12 protein-coding genes are annotated in these 10,920 nt (G+C 70.4%); 7 read left to right on the forward strand and 5 right to left on the reverse strand.

Annotated features, from left to right (window positions below; translation table 11 throughout):
• Window positions 1-10: 10 nt before the first annotated feature.
• On the reverse strand, window positions 11-1,258 hold the full coding sequence (locus BDK89_RS09280; protein WP_133868689.1) for a M18 family aminopeptidase: 1,248 nt from the start codon (window positions 1,256-1,258) through the stop codon (window positions 11-13).
• 145 nt (window positions 1,259-1,403) lie between these two features.
• On the opposite strand from BDK89_RS09280, the gene pyk reads away from it, so the two are divergent.
• Together pyk and BDK89_RS09290 are read left to right on the forward strand one after the other, a co-directional pair.
• Window positions 1,404-2,834, forward strand: a complete 1,431-nt coding sequence (gene pyk, locus BDK89_RS09285; protein WP_166657486.1) for a pyruvate kinase — start codon at window positions 1,404-1,406, stop codon at window positions 2,832-2,834.
• Window positions 2,835-3,581: an alpha/beta fold hydrolase gene (locus tag BDK89_RS09290; RefSeq protein WP_133868691.1), complete on the forward strand. Its 747-nt coding sequence runs from the start codon at window positions 2,835-2,837 to the stop codon at window positions 3,579-3,581.
• Here BDK89_RS09290 and BDK89_RS09295 read toward each other — a convergent pair.
• Together BDK89_RS09295 and BDK89_RS09300 are read right to left on the reverse strand one after the other, a co-directional pair.
• Window positions 3,562-4,734 (reverse strand): MFS transporter, encoded by a 1,173-nt coding sequence (locus tag BDK89_RS09295; protein ID WP_133868692.1) that lies wholly within the window; start codon window positions 4,732-4,734, stop codon window positions 3,562-3,564. The genes BDK89_RS09290 and BDK89_RS09295 overlap by 20 nt on opposite strands.
• A 72-nt stretch (window positions 4,735-4,806) precedes the next feature.
• Complete coding sequence (locus tag BDK89_RS09300; RefSeq protein ID WP_133868693.1) at window positions 4,807-6,441, reverse strand: GGDEF domain-containing protein; 1,635 nt, start codon at window positions 6,439-6,441, stop codon at window positions 4,807-4,809.
• 101 nt (window positions 6,442-6,542) lie between these two features.
• Between BDK89_RS09300 and BDK89_RS09305 the strand changes: the two genes are divergently transcribed.
• From BDK89_RS09305 to BDK89_RS09320, 4 genes are read left to right on the forward strand one after another with little or no spacing between them, the layout of a single operon-like run.
• On the forward strand, window positions 6,543-6,995 hold the full coding sequence (locus BDK89_RS09305; protein WP_133868694.1) for a DUF3151 family protein: 453 nt from the start codon (window positions 6,543-6,545) through the stop codon (window positions 6,993-6,995).
• Window positions 6,992-7,531 (forward strand): molybdenum cofactor guanylyltransferase, encoded by a 540-nt coding sequence (mobA, locus tag BDK89_RS09310; protein ID WP_133868695.1) that lies wholly within the window; start codon window positions 6,992-6,994, stop codon window positions 7,529-7,531. The genes BDK89_RS09305 and mobA overlap by 4 nt, the downstream gene beginning before the upstream one ends.
• A gap of 11 nt (window positions 7,532-7,542) precedes the next feature.
• Window positions 7,543-7,857 (forward strand): rhodanese-like domain-containing protein, encoded by a 315-nt coding sequence (locus tag BDK89_RS09315; RefSeq protein ID WP_133868696.1) that lies wholly within the window; start codon window positions 7,543-7,545, stop codon window positions 7,855-7,857.
• Window positions 7,854-9,014, forward strand: a complete 1,161-nt coding sequence (locus BDK89_RS09320) for a ribonuclease D (RefSeq protein ID WP_133868697.1) — start codon at window positions 7,854-7,856, stop codon at window positions 9,012-9,014. The genes BDK89_RS09315 and BDK89_RS09320 overlap by 4 nt, the downstream gene beginning before the upstream one ends.
• A 9-nt stretch (window positions 9,015-9,023) precedes the next feature.
• On the opposite strand, the gene BDK89_RS09325 is transcribed toward BDK89_RS09320, so the two are convergent.
• Window positions 9,024-9,779: a ParA family protein gene (locus BDK89_RS09325; RefSeq protein WP_133868698.1), complete on the reverse strand. Its 756-nt coding sequence runs from the start codon at window positions 9,777-9,779 to the stop codon at window positions 9,024-9,026.
• 133 nt (window positions 9,780-9,912) lie between these two features.
• Here BDK89_RS09325 and BDK89_RS09330 point away from each other — a divergent pair, with 133 nt between their 5' ends.
• Complete coding sequence (locus BDK89_RS09330) at window positions 9,913-10,095, forward strand: hypothetical protein (RefSeq protein ID WP_133868699.1); 183 nt, start codon at window positions 9,913-9,915, stop codon at window positions 10,093-10,095.
• Window positions 10,096-10,129: 34 nt separating this feature from the next.
• On the opposite strand, the gene BDK89_RS09335 is transcribed toward BDK89_RS09330, so the two are convergent.
• The gene (locus tag BDK89_RS09335; protein WP_133868700.1) at window positions 10,130-10,882 is read right to left on the reverse strand and encodes a DUF3109 family protein; all 753 of its coding nucleotides are present in this window, start codon (window positions 10,880-10,882) and stop codon (window positions 10,130-10,132) included.
• Between the last annotated feature and the right edge of the window lie 38 nt (window positions 10,883-10,920).

Genomic DNA, 10,920 nt, shown 5'->3' on the forward strand with positions numbered 1-10,920 from the left:
CGTACAGCCGTCACAGCTCGAACGACGCCCGGAGCGCTTTCGCCAGGCTGACCGGGTCGTCGGTGCCGCACAGCTCGCGGGCACTGTGCATGCTCAGCTGCGGCACCCCGACGTCGACGGTGTCGATGCCGAGACGGGTGGCCGTGATCGGTCCGATGGTCGAGCCGCACGGCATGTTGTTGCGCGAGACGAAGGTCTGGTGGGGGACCCCGGCGGTGTCGCACGCCCGGGCGAACAGCGCAGCGGTCGACGACGAGGTCGCGTAGCGCTGGTTGCTGTTGATCTTGATCGCCGGGCCGCGGTTGACGATCGGGCCGTGGGCGTGATCGTGGCGGTCCTGGTAGTTCGGGTGGATCGCGTGGGCGTTGTCGGCCGAGATACAGCTCGACGCCACGAACGCACGCAGCAGGTCGGCGCGGTCGCCGCCGCGGGCGGCGACGTGACGCTCGAGGACCTGCTCGAGGAGCGGTCCGGCGGCGCCGGTGGTCGACGACGATCCGACCTCCTCGTGGTCGTTGAGCACGATCACGGCGATCGCCTCGGTCGGGGAGGCGGCGACGAGCGCGTCGACGGCCGCCCAGCACGAGAGGAGGTTGTCGAGCCGGCCGCTGGCCAGCAGCGACTCGTCGCCGCCGAGCACGGCAGCCGGCTGGACCTCGTACAGGCACAGTTCCCAGAACGTCGGTGTCGTGCTGCCGGCCTGCTCGGCGATCCACTCGGCGAACTCGCCTCGGGTGCCCGCGCCGGTGCCCCACACGGGGTGGAGGTGCTGCTGGGCGTCGAGCTTCAGACCTTCGGCGTTCACGCCGCGGTCGAGGTGTACCGCGAGCTGGGGGACGCGTGCGATCGGACGGTTTACGTCGACGAGGACGTGGTCGCCGGTGGAGGTCGTGAGGCGACCGGCGACGCCGAGGTCGCGGTCGAGCCACGTGTTGTTCAAGATGCCGCCGTACACCTCGACGGCGAGCTGCTTCCAGCCGACGGCCGAACCGTCGGGGTTCGGCTTCACACGGAGACACGGCGAGTCGGTGTGTGCACCCGCGAGGCGGAACGGTGTGGTGACGCTCGTCGTCGCCGGCGAGCGCCAAGCGATCACGGCACCGTCGCGTCGGACGTAGCCGTCGTCGGGCAGGTCGCCCCACTCTGCGGTGAGTGCGACCTCGGTGAAACCGGCGGCGTCGAGCCGGCCGGCGGTGGTCTCGGCGGCGTGGAACGGCGAGGGCGACGCATCGAGGAAGGCGCGGAGATCGTCGATCATGATCCTCCGTTCTACACGGTCGGCGTCGCCATCGGGCCCGTCGCTGCGTCATCGCTCACGTCGCGTCGCCGATCGTCATATGCTCGGCCCCGCCCGCTCGCGGGCCGTACCGATCCATCCACCCCCCACCCACGGACGTGACGACATGACCAGGCGAACCAAGATCGTGGCCACCATCGGCCCAGCCAGCGAGAGCCCCGAGGTGCTCGAGGCGTTGTTCCGAGCGGGGGTGAACGTCGCCCGACTCAACCTCAGCCACGGCCCGGTCGAGTCACACCTCGACAAGCTCCGGCTCGTGCGCGCCGCTGCGGAGCGGGTCGATCACGAGGTGGGCGTGCTCGCCGACCTGCCCGGTCCGAAGGTTCGCGCCGGCAAGTTCACCGAGGGCGGCATCGCACTCGACGCAGGTGCGCCGGTCCGGCTGCGCCCCGGCGTCGACCCGAGCGACGCCGACCTGATCCACGTCGACTACCCGACCCTGCTCGAAGATCTCCGCCCGGGTGACCCGATCATCATCGGCGATGGTGGCATCTGTCTGCGGGTGGAAGCGGTCGGCGACGAGGTCGACGCGATCGTGCTCACCGGCGGCAGCGCGCAGGGCCGGCCGGGTGTGCACATCCCGTCCGAGAACCTGCGGTTGTCGACGCCGACCGAGGACGATCTGCGCCTCGCCGAGACGATGGCCGAGGCCGGCGTCGACTTCATGGCGGTCTCGTTCGTGCGCACCGCGGCCGACATCGAGCAGGTGCGCGAGGTCGTCGGCAACCGGGCCAAGCTGATCGCCAAGATCGAGACGAGCACGGCGTTGGCGAACTTGCAGGAGATCATCAACGTCAGCGACGCGATCATGGTCGCCCGTGGCGACCTCGGCATCGACTGTCCGATCGAGGATCTTCCCCACCTCCAGAAGTCGATCGTGCGTCAGTGCGTCGAGTACGGCATCCCGGCGATCACGGCGACCCAGATGCTCGAATCGATGGTAAGCGCCCCGTCGCCCACCCGAGCCGAGGTCACCGACGTCGCCAACGCGATCTTCGACGGCACCGACGCTCTGATGCTGTCGGGCGAGACGGCGATCGGTCACGACCCGGTCTTGGTCGTCGAGACGATGGACGCGATCGCGGCGCGTGCCGAGGCCGAGGCGTCGTACCGGCAGTGGGCGCAGCGGCTCGGGCGTATCCAGCGAGCCCAATGGGATTCGACGGGCGACCGGATCACGGCGGCGCTGACCCACGCGGCATCCGAGGCGGCGGTCGACGTCGGTGCCTCGGCGATCATCTGCTGCACCCACACGGGTCGCACGGCGATCGCCATGGCGCGGTTCCGTCCGGAGGCCCCGCTGATCGCATTGTCCAACGACCCGAGGACGGTGAAACAGCTGTCGCTGTTGTGGGGCGTCCAGACGCTCGGCCTCGACACGTTCGAGAGCACGGACGAGATCGTGTGGCACGGCGTCGAGCGGGCCGTGCAGGCCGGGCTCGTCGAACCAGGGGGCACCGTGGTCGTGCTCGCCGGCTCGCCGAAGAAGTCGGCCGACACCGCCGCCGACGTGCTGCGCATCGTGCAGGTCGACTGAGTGGTCTGGACCGCAGCGGCCGGCGACGGCCCCGACGTGGTCGTGCTCGTGCACGGCTCGATGGATCGTTCCGCCGGACTGCTGAAGCTGAGCCGCCGACTCGACGACCGGTTCCGGGTCGTCCGGTACGACCGCCGTGGGTATGGGCGGTCGACGCCGCACGACGGTCCGTTCGGGATGCCCGATCAGGTCGACGACCTCCGTCGGGTGATCCTCGAGGCCGAACCGGAGCGCTGCGTCGTCGTCGGCCACAGCTACGGCGGCAACGTCGCCCTCGCGCTCGCCGACCACCACCCCGACCTCGTCGATGCCGTCGTCACCTACGAGTCGCCGCTGTCGTGGCTGCCCTGGTGGGGCGGCTCGGCCGGTTCGAGTGCGATGGAGGCTCGGGACGACCCGGCGGCCGCCGCCGAACGGTTCATGCGCAGCCTGATCGGCGACGAACGTTGGGAGCGGCTCCCGTCGGGCACGCGTGCGGCGCGCCGGGCCGAAGGTGCACCGATGCTGGGCGAACTCGCCGACCTGCGGGCGGCACCGCCGTGGCGGCCCGACCGGGTGACGGTGCCGGTGCTCGTGCTGTTCGGCGAGCACGGGCGACCGCATCACCGTCGGGGCGCCGAGCACCTCGCCGACATGCTCCCCGACGCTCGACTCGAGATGGTGCCCGAGGCCAAGCACTTCGGGCCGAACACCCACCCGGACGACGTCGCCCAGCGGGTGTTGCGCTTCATCGACGCGTCAGGCTGAACGCGACGAACGCCACGCTCGCACACACGGCGACCATGCCGAGGGTGCCGGTCATCCCGTACGCCTCGTAGAGCTGTCCGCCGATGAAGACCGCCGACGCTCGGGCGACGGTGCCCATCGCGTTGCTCAGCCCGATCGCACGCCCGCGCGCCTCCGGGGCGGCTTCGGAGACGAGGGTGAGCGACGACACGAAGCCGAACTCGAAGCCGGTGAGGAACACGAGCAACCCGGCGATCGCGATGGCCCGGCTGTCGCCCGCCGACAGCATCGCGACCGCACCGACGGCGAGCACGATCAGCCCGGCGATGACGGAGCGGCGGGCGCCGATCCGGTCGCCGTGGGTCGCCACGGTCGTGGACGACACGAGTTCGACGAGACCGAACGCCGCCGCCACGATGCCGAGTCCTCCGGTCGACAGGCCGTAGGCGTCGTCGAGCCAGGCGCCGGAGACGACGAAGGTGCCGATGCCGGCTGCAGCGGTGAGCGCCGATCCGATCATCGGCGCCCATGCGGTCGCCGGCAGGGGAGCGCGCCCGGTCGTGGTGGTGGCCGTGGTCGTGGCGGTCGTCGTGGTCGTGGCGGCTCGTTCTGCGAGGTGCGGCGCGTCGGCACCGACGAAGACGACGACGACGATCGCTGCGACGACGGCGCCGATCGCGAGCGCCACGTACGGGCCTCGCCATCCGACCCAGGCGATCAGCGCGGCGAGCAGTGGTGCGCCGACGAGCAGGGCGATCGCCCATGACGTCTCGAACGTGCCGATCGCCCGTCCGCGGGCGGCGAAGGGGACGCGATGCCCGATCCAGGCGTGACCGGCGACGGTCAGGTTGCTGACGCCGAGGATGAGCACGAGGAAGGCGATCGCGAACGACGGAACGGTGCCGTACAGCGCGATCAGCGACGACACGGCGACGGCGGCGAGTCCGGCGACGAAGACCCGCCGCTCGTGCCCGCGGTCGAGCGACGGTCCGGTTGCGACCGTCGTGAGCCCGCCGAGCTCGCACACGCCCATGATGCCGGTGAGGGTGCCGGTGCTGGTGGAGAACGCCCGCTCGAGCGTGGGGAGGAACGGCCCGACCCATCGCAACGCCGTGTTCGAGACCACTTTCGCGCCGGTGAGGACGGCGAGTTCGGAGCGGGGGGTTCTCGGCATCGGCGAGCACCCTAGGTGCCGCTCGTGCCGATCGTCCCGCTCGTGCCGATCGTCGGGATCGTGGGATCGGCGTCAGCGACGGGGGATCGAGGTGGGGGTGGCGTCGCGGGCGTCGTCGTCGGTCGCGACCCGGACCTGGTTGCGTCCGCCCCGCTTCGCTGCGTACATCGCCCGGTCGGCGGCGCCGACGACGCGTTCGGGGCCGGTGTGAGGCGTCGACGCGATGCCCATGCTGACGGTGAGGCGACGGCCGGCCGGGAGATCGGCCCAGACGTGTTGCTCGATGACCGAGCGGAGGCGTTCGCAGCGGAACGCCGCCGTGTCGGCGCCGGCGCCGGGGAACACGATGACGATCTCCTCGCCGCCGTACCGGACGACGACGTCGTCGTCACCGACCCCGTCGAGCAGGATCTGGGCGAGTTCGACCAGCACACTGTCGCCGACGGCGTGACCGAGTTCGTCGTTGACCGACTTGAAGTGATCGACGTCGACCATCGCAAGGGCGTACGGCGCCGGTTCGTCGGCGGCTGCGTTGAGCTCGGCGAGGACCCGGTTGAGGCGGCGGCGGTTGGCGAGGCCCGTGAGCGGATCGCGTTCGGCGCTGTAGCGGTGGCGTTCCGCCTCGGCCTCCGCCTCGGTCCGGGTCACGAACAGTTCGGAGGCCGACCGCAGCTGGCTCGTGGTGCGTTGGCGTTCGAGCCGCTCGTACTCGGTGAGATGGTCGAGTGCCCGGTCGTACCAGCCGAGCTCTCTGGCGGCGAGGTGGGCGGTGTGATGGGCGCGGACCCGAGTGCTGTGGGTGCCGTCCTCGTCGAGGTCGTCGACGAGCTGCTCGAGCCACTCGAGTGCCTCGTCGGCCTGACCCGACGCCAGCAGCCAGGCGCCGATCGATGCGCGGATCCGGTCGCGGTGAGCGGTCGCATCGATCTCCTCCGCCCAGGCCAGCGCCCCTCGGAGGTGGTGGTCGGCGGCGTCGAGCTCGCCCTGGTAGATCAGGATCTCGCCGAGGTTGCCGGTGAGCGCCGCCCGGTACAGCTGGTTCGCGAACTGATCGAGCATCGGCACGGCTCGCTCGGCTGCGTCGCGGGCGGTGATCAGGAGGTCGACGGCCTCGCCGTCGTCGAGATCGCGAACCCGGTGGAACGCGCCGATCGCCGTCGCGACGATGCCGTTCAAGGTGTAGAGCATGCCGAACGACGGTGGGCCGTCGCCGTGCCGGGCCATCACGTCGTTCAGGACGCGCAACGCCTGCCAGCTGTTGCCCATCCGTTCGAGACAGATGGCCAGTGAGAACGCGGCGTCGAATGCAGCGTCGGCGCGGGTGTGGACGTCGGGGTCGTTGGCGAGTTCTTCGGCGGCGTCGATGCCGATGTCGAACTCGCCGGCCTCGCTCGCCGCGAGCGCCGTCGTGCGCAGCAGTTCGAGGCGGAGGTCGCCGAGCCGGGTGCCGGGCCGCTCGTCGGTGAGTTGCGGGCGCAACACCTGGGCGAGGCTGATCGCCTGGTGGAGCTTGCCGCGCTGGTGCAGGTTGATGCACAGCCAGACGTGCGCCACGAGCGCCAGTTCGTCATCGTGGGCGTCCTCGGCGATCGCGATCAGCTCGCGCGAGGCCTGTTCGGCCTCGGACGCGTCGCGCTTCGTCGCCGGGTCCGCGGCAGCGGTCAGGCGCTCGATGATCTCGCGCTGCTGCGCGCTGACGGACGACATAGTGGTGCTTTGGTTCTATCGGCTCCGGGGGCCGCTCACCTGAACCGGAATCGGCGCTCACCGGAATCACCGGGCCGATGTCCGGGTACTGTCGAACTCGTATGTCCGACGAATCCGAACCGATCCGCATGAGTGTCTCCGGGCCGACCCCGTTCGTGCTGCCGCCCGAACCCGACGCGCTGATGGCGGCGATCGACGCCGCAGGGGGCGACCCGGCGGCGCTGCGCGATGTGGTTGCCTCGGCGCCGACGTCGCTGTTCGCATGGGCGGCGCTCGGTGACGCGGAGCCGGAGACGATCCACCGGTACGCCGCGTATCGGATCGGGTACCACCGAGGGCTCGATGCGCTGCGCGGCAACGGGTGGCGCGGTACGGGCGACGTCCGATGGTCGGAGCCGACCAACCGCGGTTTTCTCCGTTCGCTGCTCGGGTTGCACCTGATGTCGCGGGCGATCGGTGACGTCGCCGAGTCCGACCGGACGATCCAGTTCCTGCACCAACTCGACCGGGGCGGTCCGCCGCAGTCGGAGATCGACGCGATCGTGCGGCCATGAGCGGGCATCCCGGCGTCGTGCTCACCGGTGGTGGGAGCCGACGCATGGGCAGTGACAAGGCGTTCGTGCTCGTCGACGGTCGGCCGATGGCGATCGCCGTCGCCGATGCGTTGTGGGAGGCCGGGTGCCACCCGGTCGAGTGCCAGGGCGGCGATCTCCCCGGGCTCGCCTCGCTCGGACTCGACGGGTTCGCCGACGAGCACCCCGACGCCGGACCGGTCGACGCGATCCGGACGGCGTCCGCTCGTCACGACGGCCCGATCGTCGCCGTGGCCTGCGACCTGCCGTACCTCGACGCCGCCACCGTGTCCGCGGTGATCGAGGCGGGCTCGCGCGAGCAGCGGCTCGCCGTCGCGACCGCGGACGGGCATCATCACCTCGTGGTGTACGTGCCACCCGACGCTGTCGCGTCCGAGGCGGTCGGTGCCTCGGTGCGCGAGTGGGTGTCCGGCGCGATCGGCGTGCCGGTCGACCCCGCCGTGATCCGCAACATCAACACGCCCGACGATCTCCGTCGCGACGACCCCGGCCGGTAGTGTCGTCCGATATGACGATCAAGGAGATCTCGGTCGACGAACTGGCCGAGCTGCTCGAACAGGGTGCGCCCCTGGTCGACGTCCGTGAACCCGACGAGTACGCAGCCGCGCGGGTGTCGGGCGGCGTGCTCGTGCCCCTGGCCACCGTGCCCGACCACCTCGATGCCTTCGCCACCGAGGGGCCGACGTACGTGATCTGCCGATCGGGCGGCCGCAGCATGCGGGCGTGCGAGTTCCTCGCTGCGCAGGGGCGCGAGGTGGTGAACGTCGCCGGAGGAACGCTCGCGTGGATCGAGTCGGGTCGCCCGGTCGACTCCGACGCGTGACGGCCAAGCTCGAGTACCGGTGGGTCGACGACGACGCCGGGCTCCACGAGGTCATCGACGCCGTGCTCCGCGAGGAGCGGTACGCGATCGACACCGAGTTCCATCGTGAACGCACCTACTTCCCGGCGCTCGCACTGGTGCAGCTGGGCTGGGGCGACGACGAGATCGCCCTGATCGACCCGCTCGCCGTCGACGTGTCGGCATTCCGTCGGCTGTTCGACGCCGACATCACGGCCGTGTTCCACGCCGCGCAGCAGGATCTCGACGTGCTGACCCACGCCGTCGGGGCCGTGCCGCGTCACTTCTTCGACACCCAGATCGCCGGCGGGTTCGTCGGGTACGGCACACCGTCGCTGTCCGCGCTGCTCAACGGTGAGCTGTCGATCAACCCGCCGAAGGGCGATCGGTTGACCGACTGGCTGCGACGCCCGCTCACCGATGCCCAGCGTCAGTACGCCGCCGTCGACGTGGCCCACCTCCTCGACGTGCACGACCGGCTGCTGGCCCAGCTCGACGAGCTCGATCGGGTCTCGTGGGCCGAAGAAGCGTGTCGTGAGTTGGCGGCGCGCCCGGTCGGGGCGATCGATCCGATGATCGCCTGGACCCGGCTGAAGGACGTGAAGGGGTTGAGGCCCCGGCCGCGAGCGGTCGCCCAGGCGGTCGCAGCGTGGCGTGAACGAACCGCGGTCGAGCGCAACTCGCCGGTGCGTCAGGTGCTGCCCGACCTCGCCGTGCTCGGTATCGCCCAGCGGCAACCGTCGAACGCGAAGGAGCTGGGCCAGGCGCGCGGTGTCGACGACCGGTTCAGCAAGGGCAAGATCGCCGATCAGCTGTTGAAGGCGGTCGCCGAGGGCAAGGCTGCCGATCCGCCCGAGCAGGTGCGTGGCACCGACGATCTCGACCGCGATCTGCGTCCGGCCGTCACCTTGATCTCGGCCTGGGTCAGCCAGGTCGCGAAGCGTGAGCGGATCGACACGGCGATGCTCGCCACCCGTGCCGACCTCACGGCGTTCCTCGCCGGCGACCCGTCGGCCCGCTTGGCCCACGGTTGGCGCAACGAGTTGTTGGGCGAGGGGATCGGCCGGCTGGTCGAGGGGCGCGCTGCGCTCACCTTCGACCGCGGCAACGGGCTGCGCCTCGTCGACGTCGCCGACTGAGCGACGGCATCAGGAGCGGACGAGGCCGCGCACCTTGCGCCAGAGGCTGTCGAACACGGCTGCGGTGTCGGTGGCGCGGCTGCCGTAGGAGTGGACCGGGCGGCGGGCGCCGACGGCTTCGTTGATGATGACCCGCTGGGGGATCGATGGCGACCAGATCGCGCGGCGCGACACGATGCGGGCCAGTTCGTCGATCCGGCGTTCGGCCTCTCGCGACACGGCGGGGACCCGGTTGAGGATGACACCCGACAGTTCGAGGTCGGGATTGTGCGAATCCCAGATCTCGTCGATCACGTCGGCGACGCCGCCGATGCCACGAAGGCCGAGCGAGGACGGTTCGACCACGATCAGTGCATGTGCCGACGCGACGAGCGCGGACCGGGTCAGGTCGCCGAGCGACGGCGGACAGTCGACCAGGACGGCCTCGTAGTCGTCCTCGACCTGTTCGAGCAGGGCGCGTAGACGCTTGACGTGGCCGTCCTCGAGTCGTTGTAGGTCGGCCGACCCGGGCAGCACGTGGACATGGTCGGACCAGGCCGACGGCACCACGAAATCACGCGTGTTCGCACGCTTGGACGCCAACGCTTCGGCGGCCGACGGACCGCCCGGGTCGATCCCGAGTACCCACGAACTCGCCGCCTGCGGATCGAGGTCGACCACCAGCACCCGACGGCGAGCGGCATCGGCCGCCGACGCGAGGCCCAACGTCACGGTCGTCTTGCCGACGCCGCCCTTCTGGTTCAACACCGCCACGGTTCGTTGCATGGCCACATCGTGCCACGCAGCGCGGCCGCACGGGCCATGCGCGTGTCCGAGGCAGGGAAATGCGCCGCGAGCAGGGGTTGCCCGGTAGAGTGGCCCCCAATGTCAGTTCTCTAGTGATTGTGGGAGCCCTACTGTGAAGAAGGGTCGTCATCGCCGCTTCGAAGAAGCGCGCAAGCTCAAGCAGTCCGGCCCCGGGGCCTTCGACCTCGGTTTCGGTGATCGTTCGCGCGACGATGCCTCGGAGGAGGACGAGTACGCGGCTCTGGCCGAGAAGTACGGCGTCACCTTCGACGACGACGACGAAACCGACGACTGACCTTCACGAGTCCCGGCCCGACCGATCCACCGGATCAGCTTCGCCGGGCCACCGGATGGGGTAACGGCACCCAGTCCGGCCGCTCCAACAACTCGACCAGTCGGTCGTAGACCCCTTCTCCCACCAGTTCGACGATCTCGTCGCGCGCCGTGAGGTAGAGGGGGCGGCTCCCGCTGAACGCCTCCGGTGCCTCGGTGCACCACCAGGCGAAGTCGGCACCGCCGTCGCCCCAGTCGCGTCGCTTCCACTCGCGCAGACGCGAGAGCACGTGGCCCTGTTCGTCGGTGAAGTGGTCGACGCGGATGGGGAGCTGCCAGCAGACGTTGGGTTTCCAGTCGATCGGGCGTTCTCCCGACGCTTCGGCGGCGATGTGCAGCGCACATCCGGCGCCGCCCTCGAAACCGGGGCGGTTCAGGAAGATGCAGGCGCCGTCCACGACGCGGGTCGTCGTCGGCGGGCCGTTCTCGTCGTCGCCCGGGCCGTCACCGGCGCGCAAGAAGCCTCCCTTGGTGGCCTTGGCGTGGAACTGCATGTGCTCGGGTGACGTGCGAACGAAGGCGCGAACGACGGTCTGGACGTCGTCCTCGTCGACGAAGTGGGCGCCGTAGCTGCAGCAGCCCTGCTGGAGCTCCTCGGCGGGTTCGTCGAGGACGCCCTGGCAGCCGCAGCCCCAGATGCACTGGTAGTTCGAACGCAGGAACGTGGCGTCGAACTCCCAGGTGCGCAGTTCGTCGTCGTCCTCGAACGAGATCCACTCGTGGATGTCGGCGTCGCTCGCGTCACTCACGCCCGGCGAGGCTACGGGAACGGGCCAGGAACCTGCAG

The sequence above is a fragment of the Ilumatobacter fluminis genome, assembly GCF_004364865.1.
Classification (GTDB): domain Bacteria; phylum Actinomycetota; class Acidimicrobiia; order Acidimicrobiales; family Ilumatobacteraceae; genus Ilumatobacter; species Ilumatobacter fluminis.